Consider the following 20,772-nt stretch of genomic DNA (forward strand, 5'->3'; position numbering starts at 1 on the left):
GCGACCTCGAACATCTGCACCAACTCTGGCCTGATGACCTTGGCCTGGACGATCCACATGTCGCTTCTGGGCGATACAGGCCTGCGCACCATGGCCCAGCTGAGCCATGAGAAGGCCTGCGAGCTGGCCGATCGCCTGAGCGCGATCTCCGGCGTGGAGCTGGTCACCGACGCCTTCTTCAACGAGTTCACCCTGCGCTTGCCGAAAAACGCGGCGGACGTGGTGGAGGCGCTGGCCGAGAAGGGCGTTCTGGGCGGCGTGCCCGCCAGCCGGCTCTATCCGGGCAAGGGCTATGACGATCTGCTGATCGTTGCGGCCACCGAAACCAACACCGATAGCGATCTCGACGCTTTCGAAGCGGCTCTGAAAGAGGTGCTGTAATCATGGCGATGAATACGCAAGGCCGTCCCTCCGCCCCGCTCCATACCCCGGATCCGGGCGCCTATGACGACACCTTCTCGGGCTCGCGCGGGCTCGACCAGGCCGAGCCGCTGATCTTCGAGCGTCAGACCTATGACAAGACCGGCGTCGATTTCGAAACGCCCAAGGGGACGAAATCCCGTCTGGGCGCGCTCGAGCGCACCGAGGATCTGGGGCTGCCGGGCCTGTCTGAGCCCGAAGCCATGCGCCATTATGTGCGCCTCAGCCGGAAGAACTACGCCATCGATATCGGGCTCTACCCGCTGGGCTCGTGCACGATGAAGCACAATCCGCGTCTCAACGAGAAGATGGCGCGTCTGCCGGGCTTCTCCGACGTGCACCCGCTGCAGCCTCAATCGACCGTGCAGGGCGCGTTCGAGCTGATCGGCGAGCTGGCGCACTGGCTGATGACGCTGACCAACATGCCGACCGTGGCGATGAGCCCGAAAGCGGGCGCCCATGGCGAGCTGTGCGGCATGATGGCGATCCGCGCCGCCCTCGATGCGCGGGGTGAAAGCCATCGCCGCCGCGTGCTGGTGCCCGAAAGCGCGCACGGCACCAACCCGGCGACCGCCGTGCAATGCGGCTTCTTCTGCGACGAGATCCCCGCAGGCCCCGATGGTCGTGTCGACATGGAGGCCTTCAAGGCCAAGCTTGGCGATGATGTCGCCGCGATCATGCTGACCAACCCCAATACGTGCGGCCTGTTCGAGCGTGATATTCGCGCGATTGCAGACGCCATCCACGAGGCGGGCGGCTATTTCTATTGCGACGGCGCCAACTTCAACGCCATTTCCGGCCGGGTCCGCCCGGGCGATCTCGGTGTGGACGCCATGCACTTCAACCTGCACAAGACCTATTCCACGCCCCATGGCGGCGGTGGTCCCGGCGCAGGCCCGACGGTGCTGTCCGAAGCGCTGGCGAAATTCGCCCCGCTGCCTTTCGTCATCAAGGAGGGCGACAGCTGGCGCATGGTCGAGGATGAAGCCGACGCCAGGGCCCAGGGCGCCCAGCCCTTCGGCCGCATGGTCGCCTTCCACGGCCAGATGGGCATGTTCACCCGGGCGATGAGCTACATGCTCAGCCATGGCGCGGACGGCCTGAAGCAGGCCAGCGAGGACGCGGTCCTGAACGCCAACTACATCCTGGCGCGTCTGAAGGACGTCATGACGCCGTCCTTTGACGGTCTGTGCATGCACGAGGCGCTGTTTGACGACCGCTTCCTGAAGGATACCGGCGTCACCACGCTCGACTTTGCGAAAGCCATGATCGATGAGGGCTATCACCCCATGACCATGTACTTCCCGCTGGTCGTGCACGGCGCCATGCTGATCGAGCCGACAGAGTCTGAATCCAAGGCCAGTGTGGATCGCTTCTGTGACACGCTGGAAGCGCTGGCTCACGCCGCGAAGGCGGGCGAGACCGAGCGGTTCACCGCCGCGCCGCGCTTTGCGCCGGCCAAGCGTCTGGATGAGACCCGCGCCGCTCGCCAGCCTGTGCTGCGCTGGACGCCGGCGGCGTCAGAGGCGTAAGAGCGACGCAGTCTCACGCGCCGGTTGAGGTTGCAGTGCAACACTGCGACGAAATCGGTCCGGTCAACTGCAAGATTGCGGGCCTCGTCAGTCGATACGGGTTGTATCGGATGGCGGGGCCCTCAACATAGGCCTATGTAGCAGGCATCAGGGTCTGCATTCGGGTTAGGATGGCGGCGGTGGCGATGAACGACACCCCCAATCGCTGGGCGCGCAACGGAATGAACGGCGTGACCGGCATGGTCATGGTGGTGCTCCGCGCGATTTCGGTCGCCCTGGCGCTGTTCCTGCTCGCCCTGTCCGTGCCGCTCTTCTTCCTGCCCATTCCGCTGGGATTGCCGCTGGCCGTGATCGGCCTGCTGCTGCTGGCGATGACCTCCAAGCGCGCCCATACCTTCATCACCAACTGGCTCAAGCGCCATCCGGGCGTCTGGGACAAGGTCAAGCATATCTTTGACCGCTTCCACCGTGACGACCGCCCCTCCTGACGGCTGGTGCGGATCAATCGGTCAATGGCGTGAATGCGTCGGTGAACGGCGCTTCTGGCGTGGATCAGATCAGATAGGCTTCAGGCTCCTGCCCGATAACGTCTGTGCGCAGACAGGAGCCGTTTATGACCTTTGCCCTTCCCATATTGTTCGCCGTCGCTCTGACGCCTGCTGACGCCCCGCCCGAGCCCGTAGTGGACTGGGTGCAGTCTCATGCCTTCAACGGCGTTGTGCGGCTGGATACAGGCCATGGAGCGCAAAGCTGGTCCTGGGGCGTGGCTGATCCGGACACCGGTCGTCTCCTCAATCCCGACACCCGGTTCCAGACCGGCTCCATCGACAAGTATTTCGCCTCCATCGCCGTCTTCGCCCTGATTGACGAGGGCGTGCTCGACCTTGATGCGCCGATCAGCACTTATCTGCCGGATTACCGCTCCGACACCGGCGCCCGGCTGACGCTGCGCATGATCCTCAGCAACCAGTCCGGTCTTCCCAATGATTTGCGTCACGCCTTTCAACGCATCGCCAATGGCGAGGCGGACGCGGTCGACGCCCAGAGCGTTGCGGAAGCGGTGGCGGACTATGCCAGCGGCGACCTGCAATTTGAGCCTGGCGGGCGCTTTGACTACGCCCTGTCGAACTGGCTGCTGGTCCAGCACCTGCTCGCAGAAGTGACGGGCCTGTCCTATCCGGAAGTTCGCCAGCGCTATGTCTATGACCGGGCCGGGATGGGACAGAGCGGCGGCTATGTGCATGACTTGCGCGAAACCACGCCCCATGTCCCGAATGTCGCCATCGGCTTTGATCCCGAGGATCCTGAAGGACGAGGGGACTATTGGAGCCCGGACTTCTTCAAGGGCAGCTATACGACCGCCGCGGACCTCATCGCGCTGGAACGGGCGCTCGAGGCTGGCGAAGTGCTGTCCGCCGCGTCGCGCGCACAATTGCGCACTATCGAGGTTCCAGAACAGAGCTACGCCTATGGCGGCCGGTTCCGCGATCTGGAGCTCTGCGGAGACTCATATCTCGCCTCGACCCAGTCCGGCTCGAACGGGGCGAGCAATATCACGCTGGTCTATGTGCCCGCCTTCGACGCCGGACTGGCCCTGCTGACCAATGTGGACGAGAGCCAGGGCGAGATGTTCGCGCTGTCCTATCAGCTGCTTGAAGAACAGGTTGTCTGCGCCGACTAGGCTTTGCGGCAGACGCAAAAAAGCCCGCGAGAATTTCGCGGGCTTTTTCATGTCGGTCTGTCAGGGCTGACTAGTTCAGCTGGTCCTTCAGGGCGGCCGTATCGGCCTTCAGAAGGGCGTTGCGCTGGGTCTTGGTCAGCTTCTTGGACAGGAGCTGTTCAGCGGCTTCCACGGCAAGGTCGGCGGCCAGGGATTTGACTTCCTTGGCGGCCTGGGCCTCAGCCTGGGCGATGCGCTGCTCGGCCATGGCCGTGCGACGCTCGATGCGCTGGGAGATCTCGGTCTTGGCGTTGTCTCGCAGATAATCGGCTTCCGCCTTGGCCTGCTTGATGATCGCTTCAGCTTCGGCCGCGGCCTCGGTCTGCTTGCGCTCATAGGTGGCCATCAGCTCCTGCGCTTCCTCGCGCAGGCGGCGGGCTTCATCGAGTTCCTTGCGGATCAGGTCGGCGCGATCATCGAGCGCCTTGCCGATCATTTTCGGGGCGCCCACGAAGATGATCACCACGAAGAACAGGATCAGGCCGACAAAGGCCCAGAAGCTGGTGTCGGACAGGAGGTAGTTCATGACTTACTCCTTCGCCGCGTCGACAGCTTTCGCCGCGTCGCTTTCAGACACTTCAAGGCCGGCCAGATGTTCGACGGCGACCACGGCGGCGCCGGCCGCGATGGTGCGCACTTCGCCCAGAGCAGCGTCGCGAGAGGCGCGGATGCGATCCTCGGACTCAGCCATCTGGGTTTCCAGCTCGGCGTCAGCCTTGCGGATGGCGTCGGCGATTTCAGCGTCGGCAGCGGCTTTCGCCTCTGCGGCCACCGAATGCGCCTTGGCGCGGGCGTCAGCCAGGGATTTCTCATAGGCGCGAACGGTCTCGTCAGCCTGCGCCTTCAGTTGCGCGGCGGTGTCGAGATCGTCAGCAATGCGATCGCGGCGTTCTTCGATCGCCCCGCCGATACGCGGCAGGACAAAACGGCTCAGCAACACGTACAGGACGATGAAGCTGATCGCGAGCCAGAACAGCTGCGAAGCAAAATAGGTCGGGTCGAAGGGCGGGAACGCGGCTTCCGCTGCGTGTCCGGCGCCTTCGGCGTATTCGGAATGGGACTCCGGCGCCAGCACGGCGGCCTCCCTTGCGCAAAGGCTAAACTAGCTCGAGCTTACCGTAAGCCCGACACTATAGAACGCCCCAAGCCGGAAAGACGCAACGAGACATCGTGCGCCTTCCGGCCGGAACGAGGGCTGTTCAGTCGGGGTCTGTTAGACCACGAACAGCAGCAGCAGGGCGATGAGCAGCGAGAAGATGCCCAGCGCTTCGGTCACGGCGAAGCCGAAGATCAGGTTGCCGAACTGGCCTTGCGCGGCGGACGGGTTGCGCAGGGCGCCAGCCAGGAAGCTGGAGAAGATGTTGCCCACGCCCAGAGCGGCGCCCAGCATGCCGAAGGTGGCCAGGCCAGCGCCAATGTATTTCGCGGCTTCCGCTTCCATGTCGATACTCCTCGTAGGTGGTCGGTGCGGATGGATAGGTAGGTCTTGTCGAACGCCCCTAGTGACCAGGGTGCAGTGCGTCCGAAAGGTAGATGCAGGTCAGAACGGCGAACACGTAGGCCTGGAGGAACGCCACCAGGAATTCCAGCGCGGTCAGCGCGACGACCATGATCAGCGGAGCGACGGCGCCCAGAACGCCCAGCGCGCCCACTGACCCTAGCATGATGATGAAGCCGGCGAACACCTTCAGAAGGATGTGGCCAGCCAGCATGTTGGCGAACAGACGAACCCCGAGCGTCACCGGACGCGACAGGAACGAGATGATCTCGATCGGGGTCAGAAGGATGTAGAGCGGCCACGGCACGCCGGACGGGAAGAACAGCGAGAAGAACTTCAGGCCGTGCTTGAACACGCCATAGCCGATCACGATCGCCATCACCACGAGCGCCAGCGCAAAGGTGACGATGATGTGGGAGGTGAAGGTGAAGCCGTGGAAACCCGGAGCCGGGAAGTAGGGGAACATGCCCAGCATGTTGCCCATCAGGATGAAGGCGAACAGCGTGAACACGAAGGGGAAGAATTTCAGGCCGGCGTCGCCCGCGGTGGAGCGAATCATGCCCGCCACGAATTCGTAAAGCAGCTCGGCGACCGATTGGGAGCGGCCCGGCACCAGCGCGCGCTTGGACATGGCCAGCGACAGCAGACCCGCCACGAGCACCACCGAGGTGACCATGAAGAAGCTGGAATTGGTGAAGGACAGATTCCAGCCGCCGATCGAGAAATCAGCGATCGGATGGATCTCGAACTGTTTGATCGGGTTCGTCGCGTCAGCCACACCCGGCCCCTTGTGCTACGGCGCGCACGCCGCGTTTCCTACGTCAAACCTCAGCGCCATCCGCCTCAGGAGGAGGCGTCGTCGCTTTGGTTCATGCTCTGCGCAGCGCGAACTACATTCAAAGTGCCCGCTGCGAAACCCATTAATACACCCACCAGAAGACCCCAAGGGCTCCAGTTGAAGAACTGATCGGTCAAATAGCCCAGACCAGCCCCCACGAGAACCCCTCCGGCGAATTCCGTTCCATAGCGCACGCCCTGTCCCCATCCAGAGGGGTTCGAGGCGGCCTCCTTCGCCCGACGCGCTTCAAGCTTGGCGTTCAAACGCCGCTCGAAGTCGTGGGGATCGGAAGGGTTCTGGTTCGGTTCGTCTCGATGAGCCATGATGACAGGCGACCTCCCGGAGGTAGTCCCGACAGGCGCGCGCACCCTATAAGGGGGCCTATACCCTGTCAAGCAAGGTTGCGGACAAGTTAACTCGTTGAAGTATATGGCTGTTCGCGATTATTCCGCAGCCAGCATCTCTTCAGCCGAGCTCAGATTGACCGAGACGAGCTGCGAGACGCCCCTTTCACCCATGGTCACGCCGAACAGACGGTTCATCCGGCTCATGGTCACCGGGTTATGGGTGATGACGAGGAATCGCGTTTCGGTCATGGCCCGCATCTGCTCGAGCATGGCGCAATAGCGGTCCACATTCGCATCGTCGAGCGGGGCGTCCACCTCGTCGAGCACGCAGACTGGGGCGGGGCTGACCAGGAAGACGGCGAAGATCAGCGCGGTGGCGGTCAGCGCCTGCTCGCCGCCGCTCATCAGGCTCATCGTCTCCATCTTCTTGCCTGGCGGACAGGCGAAGATCTCAAGACCGGCTTCCAGCGGATCGTCATTCTCGGTCAGGCGCAATTCCGCCGCGCCGCCGCCGAACAGCGTCTCGAACAGGGTGCGGAAATGCCCGTCCACCACTTCAAAGGCGTCAAGCAAGCGCGCTCGACCTTCCCGTGACAGCGTGTCGACCGCCTTGCGCAGGCGCGCGACGGCTTCCAGAAGGTCATCGCGCTCCCGCGACAGACGCGTACGTTCAGAATCAAGCTCGCGCGCTTCCTCGTCGGCGCGCAGGTTCACCGCGCCCAGCCGTTCGCGGGTCAGACGGGCGTCATCCAGGCGCCGTTCCAGTTCGTCAGAGGTCAGCTCGGCAAACTCGGAGCCCGCGGCGATCCGCTCGAGCGCGCGGGGCTCTTCGCCCGTCGCGTCTTCCAGCCGCTCGGTGGTTTCGGTCAGCCGTTCTTCCGCTGCGGACAGACGCGCCTGCGCGGCGGCGCGGGCTTCGCGGGCATTGGCGCTGATCTTCTCGGCCTCGCGCAGCGCCGCGTCCTTCTCGCGCTGAAGCGATTCGGCGTTGAGAACGGCTTCACGGGCGAGGCTCGCCTTCTTCTCCGCGTCCGTCAGCGCATCGAGAATGTCATGGCGCTGACCTTCAAGCCTTTCAGGCTGAGTGCGGGCGGTCTCCAGCTCGTTCTCGGTCTGACCGATCTGGGATTTCAGCGCCTCGACCTGATCCTTAGAACGCGCATGACGGCGATCCCAGTCCGCCGCTTCGCGCTCCAGCGAGGCGATCCGGTGACGACGGCCCTGGGCTTCGCGCTTGACCGATTCCAGCGCCGCGCGGGCATCCGCCGCCTTGCCGCGGGCGCGCTCGGCGCGGGCACGCGCTGCGACAAGAGCGTCCTGACCGTCATCCTCGCCGTTGACCGCCTCAAAGGCCTCTTTGGCGGCGTCATGCAGCTTGCGCGCGGTTTCAAGCCGGCTCTGGGCGCGGCCCACCGATTCCACCAGACCGGCCCGGCGCGCTTCGGCGCGGGCGGCCTGAGCGCGCGCAGCGGAGAGCGCCTGCTCGGCGTCCCGGCGGCGATTCTCGGCCTGTTTCAGGGCTGATCGCGCGTCATTGAGCTCGGCTTCGGCGCTCAGGCGCGCCTGATGGCTTTCCTCGGCCAGAGTCTGCGACCGTTCGGCGCCGCGACGCGCCGCGTCGAGTTGGGGCGTCAGATCCGCCAACCGGTTGCGCGTTTCCAGACGCACCGCAGCGGCGGAGGGCGCGCCAGCCTCGCTGGCGAAGCCGTCCCAGCGACGCAGGGCGCCGTCTTTCGTCACAATCCGCTGGCCCGGTTTCAGGCTCGCTGCGAGGCGATCCAGATCCGCCGCCTCAACCACGCCAATGGCTTTCAGGCGCGGCCACAGGGCGGCGGGCGCCTCCACATGATCAAACAGGGACTGAACGCCTTCGGGCAAAGCGGGCGGATCAATCTCCGCACCTTGCCAGCGTCGGGCGGACGACGGGCTCAGACCTGCTTCCAGATCATCGCCCAGTGCGGCTGCGAGCGCCTGTTCATAACCTGCGGAGGCGCGGACCTCATCGAGTGCGCGATCACCTTCGTCGGAACTGGCGAGCAGACGTTCAAGCCCCGAGATCTCGCGCTCCAGCGCACGCACATCGGCCTGGGCGAGCTGAACCTCTTCCCGGGCGGTCTGGGCCGCGGAGCGGGCGCTCTCGGCCAACTCATCCAGATCGGCGATCCGGCCCGCCTGGTCCTCAACCGCCGCGTTGGCGTCATCCACACTGGCTTGAAGACTCTCCAGATCGGGGCCGACCACATCATCAAACCGGTCGAGCGTCGCCTGGGCGTTCTCGGCCTCGACCTCCAGCGTGCGCACCTGACGCTCGGCCTGCTCCAGCTCACGCTGGGCGCCATCACGGCGGGCCTTGATCTGGGCGACGGCGTTGGATGCGGCGTCGAGATGCTGCTCCGCCTTGCCGCGGTCCTTGTCGGCGTCGTTGAGCACCGCTTCGGCGCGGGTCTGGGCGTTCGCATCATCGGCCGCCTGATCGCGGGCATGCTTGAGCTGGCCGTGCAGGCGCTCATGCGCGGCCTGGGCTTCTTCAAGCAGCTCGCTTTCGCGCTTGAGCGTGCCTGTGAGTTCCACAAGGCGCGCTTCACCGCGTTCGATGGCGGCGCGTGCGGCTTCGATGTCGCGTTCCAGCTGGTCGCGGGCGCGCTCGGTATGGCGCAGGGCGGCGGCGGCCTCCGCTTCGGCCTCGCGCAGGGGCTGGACCGCGCTCTGCGCCTGTTCGGCTTCGACCATGGCGCCCGCTGACGCGCGCAGGGCAAGTTCGGCCTCGGCGTCGGTCTGCTTGAGCTTTTCCCGAGAGGTCTCAACCGCTTCGCCCGCCTCTTTCCAGCGGCGAATCCAGAGCAGGGCCTCAAAATTGCGGATGGTCTGGGAGAGATCGCGATAGCGGCCCGCCTGCTTGGCCTGGCGCTGCAGGGCCGCGTGGCGACTGTCGAGATCCTCGACAATCTCCAGAATGCGGTCGAGATTGGTCTCGGCGGCGGCGAGCTTGAGCTGGGCCTCGCGGCGGCGCGCGCGCAGACCCGCGACGCCGGCCGCTTCTTCCAGCACGCGGCGTCGGTTTTCCGGCTTGGCGTTGATCAGCTCGCTGATCTGGCCCTGACGGACCAGGGCGGGCGAGTTCGCGCCCGTACCGGCGTCCGCGAACAGCAGCTGGACGTCCTTGGCGCGGACTTCCTCGCCATTGATCTTGTAGTCCGAGCCCTTGCCGCGGGTGATCCGGCGGACGACCTCGAGCATGTCATGATCGTTGAAGCGGGCGGGCGCGCGCTTGTCGGTATTGTCGACAACGAGGGTGACTTCGGCGTGATTGCGGGCAGGGCGGCTGTCGGTGCCGGCGAAGATCACGTCTTCCATGCCGCCGCCGCGCAGGGATTTCGCCGAGGTGGCGCCCATCACCCAGCGCAGGGCTTCAAGCAGGTTGGATTTACCGCAGCCATTGGGACCGATAATGCCGGTCAGCCCGGCGTCGATCCGCAGCTCGGTCGGGTCAACAAACGATTTGAAGCCGGCCAGGCGCAGCTGGGTGAACTTCAACCTCAGACCTCCACTGGCGCTGAACGCCGGTTTTCCGGTCTGTCAGTCGCCGCCATCCCTGCCGAAACATCATTCGGCTCAAACCCTTCGCAGGCGATCTGAGGGTAGACCGCCTGCAAAAGGTCTGCACGGGAAGGCTAGCCTTCCGCGCGCGCCTTGAATAGGGCGATGATTCGGTCCCAGGTGTCTCGATCAATCTGAGCGGGGATTTCGCCCTGATCGTCCACGAGGGGCTCGCCGTTGGCCGCATAGACCTGACCGTTTTCGCCAGCCATCTGATCGAGATCCTGACCATTGATGATGAAGTGCGGCGTGCCGCCGACGCCGTCGCGAACGGCCTGCATGTTGGCCTCTTCCACCGCTTCAAGGACCTCCTGATTGGTCATGCAGGCGCGGAATTCCTCGTCCGAGAAACCCGCGGTGCGGGCGATGGACAGAAATTGCGCTTGCGCATTGCCTTGCTGCATGGCGCTGAACAGGGCGCGCTGCTGTTCGAACAGCAGGTCAATGACGTCGAGATACTGATCTTCGGGCGCGCAACGGGCCAGCATGAAGCCGGCGCGCGCGAGATTCGGCTGACCGGTCAGCATTTCCCGGAAGACGAAGCGCACATCGCCCCGCTCCACCGCGTCATCAATCGCGGGTTTGCCCTGATTGTAGAAGGCGCCGCAACCGGGGCAGGAGGTGGAGGCGTACTCGATGATGGTGACAGGGGCGTCAATGGGGCCCACGCCGCGATCGCCTTCGCGTTCATAGGCGGAATGACCGTCCGGGGCGCCGCCGCCCGAACAGGCGGTCAGCATCACAGCGCCGGCGAGAGCGGCGGCGAGGGTGAGGGCGCGGCGGGTGAAAGTCGTCACGGGTTGAACTCCAATCAGGGTGTCTGGCCGGCGCAAGACAGCGCGGCGGTCTTGAGTTGTCGGCAGCTTAGCGGTCTCAGCCGCCCTTATACAGAGTGATGATGCGGCGGAAGGTGTCTGCCTCGAGATTTGCGGGAATCACGCCTTCCTCATCCGTCAGCGGAGCGCCGTTCACCGTGTAGACCTGACCTTCGCCGGAGCTGTCGGGCTCGGCGATCAGGCGGTCGCCATTGATGATGAAATACGGGGTGGAGCGCACGCCGTCCTCCAGCGCCGTGCGGTGGGCGTTCTGGACCTGGGTGATCGCGGCCTCATCGCTGAAGCACGCCTGCACATCCTCGGGGGAAAACCCGAACTCGGCGGCGATCGCATTGAAACGCTCTTGCGCTTCACCGGTCTGCAAGGCCTCGAAAATGGATCGCATATTGGTGAAGAGCGAGTCGATGACCTCGAAATACTGGTCGTCCGGCGCGCATTCCGCCAGTGCAAAGCCGGCGATGGCGATATTGGGCTGGCCGGTGATCATTTCGCGGAAGACAAAGCGAACATCGCCGGCTTCGATCGCGGCGTTGACTGCAGTGAAGCCGGTTTCCTGAAAATGCCCGCAATGACCGCAGGCCACCGAGCCATATTCGATAAAGGTCACAGGGGCGTCTGCATCGCCCATGACCTTGTCGTCTGCGCGCACCTGTCCGGCCTGGGCTTCCGTCAGGGAGGTGGCGTTCTGGGCCAGCGCGGCTCCGGAGAGGACCAGGGCGGCGGTGATCGCGGACAGTCCGCGGCGGGTCAGTGACAGCACTTCAGTCTCCAGTCTGCGTCAGTCGCGAGTGGATTTGGGCGGCAGGCTCACGCCTTCACGCCGCTCGATCTCTTTGCGCCAGTTTTCCAGCGTCTCTTCAAGGGTGAGCGCCCGTTCTGACGCAGATGTGACCTTCACGACGCGATTTTTGACAGGCTTGGGTTTTTTCGGCTCGGGGTTGAGGGGGCCCTGCACGATCTTCAGCTTCTTCGGGGTCTTGCCGGAATAGGCGGCGACACGGGCCAGAATCTGCGCCGATTGCGCCTCCACAAGGGTGGCCGCGGGCCCCTGGGCCCGGACAACCAGCGCGCCCGCCTGGAATTTCTCCGGCCGGGTAAGCTTGGCCAGCTGAGGCCCGACGATCTCGGCCCATTGCGCGTCCAGCTCATGCCGGGTCGGACCTGAGAATTTCTTCGCCAGCGGCTTGATCAGGGCGCTCATCGCGCGATCTACATTGGGCGGCGGCTTGATGGCAGCGCGTCCGCGATGCTCGCTGATCCAGCTCGACGCATCCGCCTCGTCACGCGGGGTGCGGGTTCCGCGGGCGATCAGATGCCGGTTGGGCGTTGACGTCAGGGGCGGTCGCTTCATGGTGCGCACCATCGCGCCGTCACGCCGCTCTGGCAAGCATGGGAGGACAACCCTTGCCATCATCCGCACAGCCCGCTCTGCCCGCTCCGGACCTGCAGGCGGCGCTTCTGGACTGGTATGACCGCAAAGGGCGCAGCCTGCCCTGGCGCATCCGGCCCGAAGACCGGGAGGCGGGCGCCACGCCCGATCCCTATGCGATCTGGCTGTCGGAAATCATGTTGCAGCAGACGACCGTGCCTCACGCCACGCCCTATTGGGAACGCTTCCTGGAGCGCTGGCCGACGGTGGCGCATCTGGCGGACGCGCCGCGAGAGGATGTGCTCGCGGCCTGGGCGGGGCTCGGTTACTACGCGCGGGCTCGCAATCTGCATGCCTGTGCGCAGAAAGTCGCCCATGAGCTGGCGGGGGCGTTTCCGAGCGATCTTGAGGGGCTTCTGGCTCTGCCGGGTGTGGGCGATTACACCGCCAACGCCATCCGCGCCGCTGCGTTTGACCTTCCCGCCAGCGTGGTCGACGGCAATGTGGAGCGGGTGATCACCCGCATGGTGCGGCTTGAGACGCCTCTGCCCAAGGCCAAGCCGCAGATCAAGGCGATCGCAGCGGATCTCGCGTCCACCGAGCGGCCCGGCGATTATGCGCAAGCGATCATGGATCTCGGGGCGACGGTGTGTACGCCCAAGTCGCCTGACTGTGCGGCCTGTCCATGGTCGGACTGGTGCGCGGCGCGCGCCGAAGGCGATCAGACCCGGTATCCGCTGAAAGAAAAGAAGAAGCCCAAGCCCGTCCGTCGCGGCGCATGTTTTCATGTGCTCAGGGATGGCGCGATCTGGCTGCGCCGTCGGCCGGAGACGGGGCTTCTGGGCGCGATGATGGAAGTGCCGGGGACGGATTGGATCGAAGGCGCTTTGCCGGGGAGTGACGTGACGAGCGCAGCGCCCTTTGAGGCGGGCTGGCGAAACGCCGGTCAGGTGCGCCATGTCTTCACCCATTTCGCGCTGGAGCTGGATGTGCTGTGCGCTGTCGCGCCCGACGGCTGGACGCCGGAAGAGGGCGACTGGACGGCTCTGTCCGGGCTGAAAGAGGCGGGGCTTCCCAGCGTGATGATGAAGGCCGTGAAGCTGGGGCTGGAGACGCGGCTGTTGTAGCTGCAAAAAAGAAAGAATGGGTCCCCGGGTCAAGCCCGAGGACCGAGATGAAAGGCGTCAACGTGTCGGCCTTCGGACTTGATCCGGAGACCCATGAAGCAGGCCCTAAACCTGCATTTCCGCCCGAATGCGGGCGCGCAGCACGTCGATCGGGGCGAGGGCGCCGCCCTGGCGCACATGCCAGAAGGTCCAGCCATTGCAGGACGGCGCGCCCTGAACATGTGCGCCCATCTGGTGGATCGAGCCGGCCTGGCCGCCCGCGATCACCGTGCCGTCCGCGCGCACTTGCGCGGTGCGACGACCCTGCGCGCAATAGAGCGTATCACCCGGTTTCAGCAGTCCCGCTTCAACGAGCGAACCAAAGGGAATCCGCGGCAGGGCGCGCTTGGACTGGGTGACCTGCAACAGGTCTTCGCTGGTGGGGTTGATGGCGGCGATGCGCTTGCGCGCCACGTCGGCGTAACCGGGATCCGCTTCGATGCCGATATAATGACGGCCCAGCTTCTTGGCGACGGCGCCCGTGGTGCCGGTGCCGAAGAAGGGGTCGAGCACGACGTCGCCGGGGTTGGAGGTCGCCAGGAGCACACGGTGCAAGAGGCTTTCCGGCTTTTGCGTCGGGTGGGCCTTCTTGCCGTCCTTGTTCTTCAAGCGCTCGCCGCCTGCACAGATCGGCAGGGTCCAGTCCGAACGCATCTGCACGCCATCATTGAGGGCTTTCATGGCGGCATAGTTGAAGGTGGGCTTGGCGTCCTTGGTCTTGGAGGCCCAGATCAGGGTCTCGTGCGCATTGGTGAAGCGCGTGCCCTTGAAGTTCGGCATCGGGTTGGACTTGCGCCAGATCACATCATTGAGGATCCAGAAGCCCATATCCTGCAAGAAGGCGCCAACGCGGAAAATGTTGTGATAGCTGCCGATGGTCCACAGCGCGCCATTGGGCTTCAGGACCCGGCGCGCCTCTTCCAGCCAGGCGCAGGAGAACAGGTCATAGGCGTCAAAGTCGCCGATCTGGTCCCAGTCATTGTCGACCGCGTCCACCTTGGAATTGTCCGGGCGGTGCAGGTCGCCGCCAAGCTGGAGATTATATGGCGGATCCGCGAAGATCAGATCGACGCTCTCATCGGGAAGCGTCTTCATCACCTCGGCGCAATCGCCCTCCAGGATGACATCGACGGGAATCTTGCTATTCGTTTTCACTGACACCTCAATCGCCCTTCTGTTCGCAACAGCGCTGATTCCCTGAGGGGTGAATCGTTTCGGCTTACCCGATGGTTAAGGCCGATTCATTATGTGGTGCTCCAGAGGCCGCGCGCCTGTCTGGCCTGCTGCACCGGCGCATAGCTTAGCCGATGGATGGGCGCGGCGCCGAGATTTTCGAGCGCGGCCTTGTGACTGGGGCTGGGATAGCCCTTGTGCCCCGCCAAGCCATAGCCGCTAAAGCGGTTTTCCGCCTCGATCATGATCTGGTCGCGCAAGGTCTTGGCGATGATCGACGCGGCGCCAATGCAGGCCTCGCGGCCATCCCCGCCCACAATCGCCCGCGCCGGAGCGCTCAAACCTGCCGGAACCCGATTTCCATCGATCAGGATTTCATCGGGGATAACGCCGAGGCCCTCAACCGCGCGGACCATGGCCGCCATGGTGGCGTGGAGCACGTTCAGCCGGTCGATCTCGACCGGCTCGGCGATGCCCACGCCCACCCGCGCCTCGGCCCGGATGATGGCGGACAGGGCGGCGCGGCGCTTTTCACTGAGCTTCTTGGAATCATCAAGCTGATCCAGCGCAGAGAAGTTCGCCGGCAGGACCACCGCGGCGCACACCACAGGACCGGCCAGCGGTCCGCGCCCGGCTTCGTCAACACCGGCGATGAGGGGGGTGGGGCGCGTTTCAGGCATGGGAAGGACTCTGTGCGTCGTCAGCAAAACCTCCTCGTGCCGCGTATCGCACCTCCGCACAAGTCTGCAGCCGGGCTCTAGTCCGGCGCTGATTCAAACTCGATGAAGAGCACACGCGGTTCGTCATCAATCATGCGGAAGTTCAGGGTCAGCAGATAGCGTTCGGTCTCGTTGAAGGTCAGCGCCATGACCACGTCATGCTGGATGCCGCTGCCGCCGCCGATGCGCGTATAGGCCGAGGTCTCTGACTGGACGAAACTCTGAGTGTCGGGCGGGGTGTCCGGAAAAGCGGCGAACAGGGGATCAAGGGCCCCGCCGCTGCTGAACTGGATGCGCGCGAGCGTGTGGGCATGCGCCAGAATGGCGTCGCGATCTTCTTCGACCAGATAGGTGACCATGTTTTCCGCGGCGGCGATGACGTCGTCATCCATTGTGCTGCGGATCATGGAATCCACGCTGCCGGAGCCGCACGAGCCCAGTGTCATCACGCCCGCCATGAGCGCGACGCCCAGAATGAGTGTTCTGAAAAGTTGCATGAGTTCCCCCTTTGCCGGGGGAAGTCTGCCGGCGGAGCGCACCGTGTCCATGACCTGAACAGGGGGGATCAGAACAGGCTGAGCTGGTCCTCGGTGTCGAGCGGGCGTTCAAAGAGGTCGCAGCGCAATTTCACCCGGTCCTTGTCCAGACCATAGCGGCGCACGCCGGCGCGGAACCGCTTGGAGATCATATCCGCGATGGGGCCCTGGCCGCGCCCGCGCACGTGAAACTCCGAACTGTAATCCATGCCGCCGCGCGTATCGCGCACCATGTTGATCACCTTGTCCGCTGCATCGGGCCTCACCTTGCGCAGCCAGTCATGGTAGAGGTCGCGCACCTCGAGCGGCAGGCGCAGCAGCACATAGCCCGCGCTTTGCGCCCCGGCATTGGCCGACGCCTTCAGGAGGTTTTCGATCTCGTGATCGGTGAGGCCCGGAATGACCGGCGCGGTCATCACCGTCAGCGGCACGCCGGCCTTTGACAGCGCTTCCATCGCTTCGAGGCGGCGTCTGGGGGTTGCGGCCCTGGGCTCCATGGCGCGGGCAAGCTTGCGATCCAGCGTGGTGAGGGAGATCGCAGCCTTGACGAGCCCGAGGGCCGCAAGTTCGGACAGGATGTCGAGATCGCGGGTGATCGCGGCGGATTTGGTGATCAGGCTGACCGGATGCTTGAAGCGCAGGCAGACCTCGAGGATCGAGCGCGTCAAACGCAATTGCCGCTCGATCGGTTGATAGGCGTCGGTGTTCGCGCCGATCACAATCGGTTCAACCTGGTAGTACGGCTTGCGAAATTGCTGCTCTAACAGGCGTGCGGCGCCGGGCTTGAAGAACAGCATGCTTTCAAAGTCGACGCCCGCCGAATAGCCCCAATAGGCGTGGCTGGGCCGCGCATAGCAATAGATGCAGCCATGCTCACACCCCCTGTAAGGATTGATCGACCGGTTGAACGAGATGTCCGGGCTGTCATTGGTGGCGATGATGGTGCGGCTATTGTCCTTGATCAGCGTGGTGCGGATCTGTTTGGGGGCGGCGTCGGTTTCGCCCCAGCCATCGTCAAAGGGCTCGCGCGTGTCGCGCTCGAAGCGCCCCGACGCATTGGAGGTGGCGGCGCGGCCGCGCGGTTGCAGCGGCTCGGGAAGGGGGCTCATGCCCCGGGCGGGAACAAAGCGTGCGGTCATGTCCCGACGGTGACTCAGAGTGTGGAACATATCAAGAACATTTTTGCATTGACTCCACAGCGCCGCCGGAGTTTCTCACTCCCATGAGCCAGATCATCACTCTCCTGCCCACGCTGAACGCCAACACCCGCCTGGAGCGCACGCTTCAAAGCCTCGCCGAGGCCGAGCGCGCCGGTCTGTCGGCGGGCTGGGTCGTGGCCGATGGCGGCTCGACCGATGGCACGGCGCAGATCGCACGGCGGCTGGGCTGCCATCTGGTGCAGGGGGCGAAGGGGCGCGGCGCGCAGCTCGCTGCGGGCGCAGCCTATGCCCGCTCCCGTATCAGGGCGGAGGACTGGCTGCTGGTCCTGCACGCCGATACACGGCTGTCGCCGGGCTGGTCGACGGAAGTCGCGGCCTTCATGTCGGCGAACGCCCATCGCGACCGGGCGGGCTATTTCCGGTTCACGCTCGATGACATGTCCCATCGCGCACGCCGGCTGGAGCGCGCCGTGGACTGGCGTTGTCGCACCTTCGGTTTGCCCTATGGCGATCAGGGCCTGCTGATCCGCGCGGATTTCTACGACCGGCTGGGCGGGTTCAAGCCCTGGCCCCTGTTCGAGGATGTCGATCTGGTGCGCCGCATCGGCAAGCACCGGCTCTGGCCCCTGACGGCGCGAGCGGAGACAAGCGCGGAGAAGTTCCTGGCGGACGGCTATCGTCGTCGGTCGATGAAGAATCTGGTTCTGCTGGCGCGCTATTTTCTGGGCGCCCGCCCGTCAGACCTCGCCAGGAGTTATCGCTGATGTCCCGGCCCCAGCTTGTTGTCTTTGTGAAGGCGCCTGTGATCGGCGGCGCCAAGACCCGCCTCGCCCGGGGCATCGGCAAGGTGCAGGCCTGGCGACGCCATCGCGCCATGACGGCGATATTGTTGCGCCGTCTGACTGACCCGCGCTGGGAGACCGTCATCACGCTCAGCCCGGAGCGAGCGCTGCGTCGTCGTTTCCCCGGTGTCTGGCCCGATCATCTGCCGCGCGCCCTGCAGGGCGGCGGTGATCTGGGCGCCCGACAGGCGCGCGTGTTCGCGCATCGCGCACCAGTCTGCGTGATCGGATCGGATGCGCCCCAGATCACCCGCGCCGACATTGCGGCGGCGTTCTCTGGCCTCAAGCGCCATGACGCCGTGATCGGCCCGGCCGAGGATGGCGGCTATTGGCTGCTCGCGCTGAACGGCCCGGCCCCGGAGGGCCTGCTTGACGGCATGCGCTGGTCCCATGAGGAAACGCGCAACGATCTCGAACGCCAGCTGAGCCTGCACGGGATGGAGCGCGTCAGGCTGTTGAGACGCTTGCGCGATGTGGATGAGGCGTCGGATCTAAAGCGCGGCTAGCTTCGCCTTCAGGCTCAACAGATCCTGCCAGCTTTTGGCCTTCTCCTGCGGACGACGCAGCAGGAAGGCGGGGTGGTACATGGGCAGGGCGGGGATCACGGTCCCATCGCTGAGCGTGTAGTCATGCCAGCGCCCGCGCAGCGCCATGATGCCGGCCTTGGAGTGCAGCAGGCTTTGCGCAGAGATGCCGCCCGCAAAGACGATCACCTTGGGGCGGACCAGCTCGATATGGCGTTCGGCGAAGGGCAAGCAGGCCTCGATCTCCGCATCAGTGGGCTTGCGATTGCCCGGCGGGCGCCAGAACACGACATTGGTGATGTAGGCGCTGGTTTCATTGAGCCCGATAGCGGCCAGCATCCGATCCAGCAACTGGCCGGCCTGTCCGATGAAGGGTGCGCCCTCGCGATCCTCATCCCGGCCAGGCGCCTCGCCAACCACCATGACATCCGCCTGCGGATTGCCGCGCGCGTACACGGTCTGGGTGGCGGTCGCCTTGAGCGGGCAGCCGTCAAAGGCGTCGAGCGCCTGTTTGAGTTCGCCCACGGTCTGGGCGGCCTGAGCCATGGCGCGGCCATTCTGGGTCGGCGCGGCGCCGAATCCCGCCTGACGCGCCTGGGCGCCCGTAGCCCGTGCCTCCATGGAAGGCGGCGGCGCGGGTTGAGCCGATTTGGGCGCGGGCAGGGGCGGAAGCGCTTCGACGCCGGACTGCTCCCACCAGCTGATCAGGCTCTTCAGGGCACGGATGTCTTCAGGGTTCAGCGGGGCGGTCATGATGCGGCGGATATCCGATCTGGTCCGTGTGAGGCTTCACCCTAGCTCATAGCGCAAGGCTGGGTTAATACGAAAGGGAATGCGGCGCCAGCGAAAGAGCGCTGCAGGGGCTGAGACTGTAGGAGACGACATGGCCGACGGGTCTATCGAGCGCGAATCCATGGAATATGATGTGGTCATCGCAGGGGCTGGTCCGGCCGGCCTTGCGGCGGCCATCCGTCTGAAGCAACGCTGCGAGGAAACGGGGCAGGACCTCTCCATCGCCGTTCTTGAAAAGGGCTCCGAAGTCGGCGCGCACATCCTCTCGGGCGTCGTATTCGATCCCAAGGCGCTCGATGAATTGCTGCCGGACTGGCGCAACGATCCCAGCCAGCCCTTCGACACCCAGGTCGAGGAAGACGTCTTCATGGCGCTGGGCGAAGCGGGCTCCGCGACGATCCCCGGCTTCGGCATGCCGCCCTTCATGCACAATCATGGCTGCTATGTCGGCTCGCTGGCCAATCTGTGCCGCTGGCTGGCTGAAAAGGCCGAGGCCATGGGCGTGGAGATCTATCCCGGCTTCCCCGCCGCCGAGTTCATCGAGGAAGACGGCGTCGTCAAGGGCGTCATCACCGGGGATATGGGCGTGGCGCGCGATGGCGGTCACAAGGACATGTACCAGCCTGGCATGGAGCTGCGCGGCAAGTATGTCCTGATCGGCGAAGGCGCGCGCGGCTCGCTGTCCAAGCAGCTGATCGAGAAATACGGGCTGAGCGAGGATCGCGATCCGCAGAAATTCGGCATCGGCATGAAGGAGCTCTGGCGCGTGAAGCCGGAGAACTTCAAGAAGGGCCGGGTGCAGCACACCATGGGCTGGCCGCTGGACAATTCCACGGGCGGCGGCTCCTTCCTCTATCATTTCGGCGACAATCTGGTCGCGGTCGGCTTTGTGGTTCACCTCAACTACAAGAACCCGCACCTCTTCCCGTTCGGCGAATTCCAGCGCTTCAAGACGCACCCCGACATCGCGCCGATCTTCGAGGGCGCGGAGCGTCTGTCCTATGGCGCGCGGGCGATCACCGAGGGCGGCTATCAGTCCGTGCCCAAGCTGACCTTCCCGGGCGGCGCGCTGATCGGCTGTTCGGCCGGCTTCGTGAACGTGCCCCGCATCAAGGGCAGCCATAACGCCATGAAGACCGGCATGATGGCCGCCGAAGCCGCGTTCGACGCCATCGCCGAGGGCCGTCAGGGCGACGAGCTGACGGCCTATGCCGACGCCTATGACAAGTCCTGGGTCAAGAAAGAGCTCAAGACCGTTCGCAACGCCAAGCCGCTCTGGACCAGGTTCGGCACGGTGCTGGGCGTCGCGCTGGGCGGTCTGGACATGTGGACGAACTATCTGTTCGGCTTCTCGATCTTCGGCACTTTGAGCCATGGCGGCACCGACGCCGAGGCGCTCAAGCCCGCCGACAAGTGCAAGCCGATCGATTATCCCAAGCCTGATGGCGTTCTGACCTTTGACCGTCTGTCCTCGGTGTTCATCTCCAACACCAACCATGAGGAGGATCAGCCGATCCACCTCAAGGTTAAGGATCCGGCGCTGCAGAAATCGTCCGAGTACGATGTCTATGGCGGTCCGTCCGCGCGGTATTGCCCGGCGGCTGTCTATGAATGGGTGACCCCGGATGAAGGCGGCGAGCCCAAGTTCGTGATCAACGCGCAGAACTGCGTGCATTGCAAAACCTGCGACATCAAGGATCCGA

General features: G+C 64.7%; 21 protein-coding genes and 1 pseudogene. 8 read left to right on the top strand and 14 right to left on the bottom strand.

The genetic code is table 11. The features are described 5' to 3' along the window. The 4 genes and pseudogenes from B2Z70_RS14545 to B2Z70_RS14560 all read left to right on the top strand — a co-directional run. Nucleotides 1-381 (top strand): annotated as a pseudogene (locus B2Z70_RS14545) (glycine dehydrogenase); the annotation flags it as partial. A gap of 2 nt (nt 382-383) precedes the next feature. Continuing rightward, nucleotides 384-1,952, top strand: a complete 1,569-nt coding sequence (gcvPB, locus tag B2Z70_RS14550; protein ID WP_009803211.1) for an aminomethyl-transferring glycine dehydrogenase subunit GcvPB — start codon at nt 384-386, stop codon at nt 1,950-1,952. Between the two features lie 185 nt (nt 1,953-2,137). Further along, nucleotides 2,138-2,440, top strand: coding sequence for a hypothetical protein (locus B2Z70_RS14555; protein ID WP_206740512.1), 303 nt, complete (start codon nt 2,138-2,140; stop codon nt 2,438-2,440). Between the two features lie 125 nt (nt 2,441-2,565). Next, nucleotides 2,566-3,633, top strand: a complete 1,068-nt coding sequence (locus B2Z70_RS14560; RefSeq protein WP_292984261.1) for a serine hydrolase domain-containing protein — start codon at nt 2,566-2,568, stop codon at nt 3,631-3,633. Between the two features lie 70 nt (nt 3,634-3,703). Here the strand turns inward: B2Z70_RS14560 and B2Z70_RS14565 are convergent, their stop codons facing one another. From B2Z70_RS14565 to B2Z70_RS14605, 9 genes are all read right to left on the bottom strand, one after another. Beyond that, complete coding sequence (locus tag B2Z70_RS14565) at nt 3,704-4,198, bottom strand: F0F1 ATP synthase subunit B family protein (protein ID WP_009803214.1); 495 nt, start codon at nt 4,196-4,198, stop codon at nt 3,704-3,706. 3 nt (nt 4,199-4,201) lie between these two features. Next, nucleotides 4,202-4,747 (bottom strand): F0F1 ATP synthase subunit B family protein, encoded by a 546-nt coding sequence (locus B2Z70_RS14570; RefSeq protein WP_292984263.1) that lies wholly within the window; start codon nt 4,745-4,747, stop codon nt 4,202-4,204. Between the two features lie 138 nt (nt 4,748-4,885). Continuing rightward, entirely contained in the window at nt 4,886-5,113 is a 228-nt protein-coding gene (locus B2Z70_RS14575) for a F0F1 ATP synthase subunit C (RefSeq protein WP_009803216.1), read from the bottom strand. Between the two features lie 58 nt (nt 5,114-5,171). Continuing rightward, nucleotides 5,172-5,948: a F0F1 ATP synthase subunit A gene (locus B2Z70_RS14580; RefSeq protein WP_009803217.1), complete on the bottom strand. Its 777-nt coding sequence runs from the start codon at nt 5,946-5,948 to the stop codon at nt 5,172-5,174. Nucleotides 5,949-6,013: 65 nt separating this feature from the next. Continuing rightward, nucleotides 6,014-6,331, bottom strand: a complete 318-nt coding sequence (locus tag B2Z70_RS14585; RefSeq protein WP_009803218.1) for an AtpZ/AtpI family protein — start codon at nt 6,329-6,331, stop codon at nt 6,014-6,016. Between the two features lie 120 nt (nt 6,332-6,451). After that, entirely contained in the window at nt 6,452-9,889 is a 3,438-nt protein-coding gene (gene smc / locus B2Z70_RS14590) for a chromosome segregation protein SMC (RefSeq protein ID WP_292984266.1), read from the bottom strand. Between the two features lie 137 nt (nt 9,890-10,026). Next, nucleotides 10,027-10,749 carry a DsbA family protein gene (locus B2Z70_RS14595; RefSeq protein WP_292984267.1) on the bottom strand — a complete coding sequence of 241 codons (723 nt, stop codon included), beginning with the start codon at nt 10,747-10,749 and terminating at the stop codon, nt 10,027-10,029. 76 nt (nt 10,750-10,825) lie between these two features. Next, nucleotides 10,826-11,548, bottom strand: a complete 723-nt coding sequence (locus tag B2Z70_RS14600) for a DsbA family protein (RefSeq protein WP_292984268.1) — start codon at nt 11,546-11,548, stop codon at nt 10,826-10,828. A gap of 18 nt (nt 11,549-11,566) precedes the next feature. After that, nucleotides 11,567-12,139 carry a DciA family protein gene (locus tag B2Z70_RS14605; protein WP_162011001.1) on the bottom strand — a complete coding sequence of 191 codons (573 nt, stop codon included), beginning with the start codon at nt 12,137-12,139 and terminating at the stop codon, nt 11,567-11,569. 53 nt (nt 12,140-12,192) lie between these two features. On the opposite strand from B2Z70_RS14605, the gene mutY reads away from it, so the two are divergent. Then, on the top strand, nt 12,193-13,284 hold the full coding sequence (gene mutY / locus B2Z70_RS14610) for an A/G-specific adenine glycosylase (protein WP_292984270.1): 1,092 nt from the start codon (nt 12,193-12,195) through the stop codon (nt 13,282-13,284). A 105-nt stretch (nt 13,285-13,389) separates the two neighbouring features. Here mutY and B2Z70_RS14615 read toward each other — a convergent pair whose 3' ends face one another. The 4 genes from B2Z70_RS14615 to B2Z70_RS14630 form a co-directional block, all read right to left on the bottom strand. Next, complete coding sequence (locus B2Z70_RS14615) at nt 13,390-14,484, bottom strand: site-specific DNA-methyltransferase (protein WP_414690872.1); 1,095 nt, start codon at nt 14,482-14,484, stop codon at nt 13,390-13,392. An 83-nt stretch (nt 14,485-14,567) separates the two neighbouring features. Continuing rightward, entirely contained in the window at nt 14,568-15,176 is a 609-nt protein-coding gene (gene rnhB / locus B2Z70_RS14620) for a ribonuclease HII (protein WP_292984274.1), read from the bottom strand. A 77-nt stretch (nt 15,177-15,253) separates the two neighbouring features. Further along, complete coding sequence (locus tag B2Z70_RS14625) at nt 15,254-15,712, bottom strand: hypothetical protein (RefSeq protein ID WP_009803226.1); 459 nt, start codon at nt 15,710-15,712, stop codon at nt 15,254-15,256. A 68-nt stretch (nt 15,713-15,780) separates the two neighbouring features. Then, nucleotides 15,781-16,890, bottom strand: coding sequence for a PA0069 family radical SAM protein (locus tag B2Z70_RS14630; RefSeq protein ID WP_292984276.1), 1,110 nt, complete (start codon nt 16,888-16,890; stop codon nt 15,781-15,783). Nucleotides 16,891-16,973: 83 nt separating this feature from the next. On the opposite strand from B2Z70_RS14630, the gene B2Z70_RS14635 reads away from it, so the two are divergent. Together B2Z70_RS14635 and B2Z70_RS14640 are read left to right on the top strand one after the other, a co-directional pair. Further along, nucleotides 16,974-17,675 (top strand): TIGR04283 family arsenosugar biosynthesis glycosyltransferase, encoded by a 702-nt coding sequence (locus B2Z70_RS14635; protein ID WP_292984278.1) that lies wholly within the window; start codon nt 16,974-16,976, stop codon nt 17,673-17,675. Further along, nucleotides 17,675-18,259 carry a TIGR04282 family arsenosugar biosynthesis glycosyltransferase gene (locus B2Z70_RS14640; RefSeq protein WP_292984280.1) on the top strand — a complete coding sequence of 195 codons (585 nt, stop codon included), beginning with the start codon at nt 17,675-17,677 and terminating at the stop codon, nt 18,257-18,259. Before B2Z70_RS14635 ends, B2Z70_RS14640 begins: the two co-directional genes overlap by 1 nt. On the opposite strand, the gene B2Z70_RS14645 is transcribed toward B2Z70_RS14640, so the two are convergent. Further along, a complete protein-coding gene (locus B2Z70_RS14645) occupies nt 18,245-19,030 on the bottom strand; it encodes a uracil-DNA glycosylase (RefSeq protein WP_292984282.1) in 786 nt (261 codons plus the stop codon). The genes B2Z70_RS14640 and B2Z70_RS14645 overlap by 15 nt on opposite strands. A 130-nt stretch (nt 19,031-19,160) precedes the next feature. Here B2Z70_RS14645 and B2Z70_RS14650 point away from each other — a divergent pair. Further along, nucleotides 19,161-20,772 (top strand): electron transfer flavoprotein-ubiquinone oxidoreductase (locus B2Z70_RS14650; protein WP_292984284.1); only part of this gene is annotated, 1,612 nt, incomplete at its 3' end.

The organism is Oceanicaulis sp. UBA6590 (genome assembly GCF_002433705.1).
Lineage (GTDB): Bacteria > Pseudomonadota > Alphaproteobacteria > Caulobacterales > Maricaulaceae > Oceanicaulis.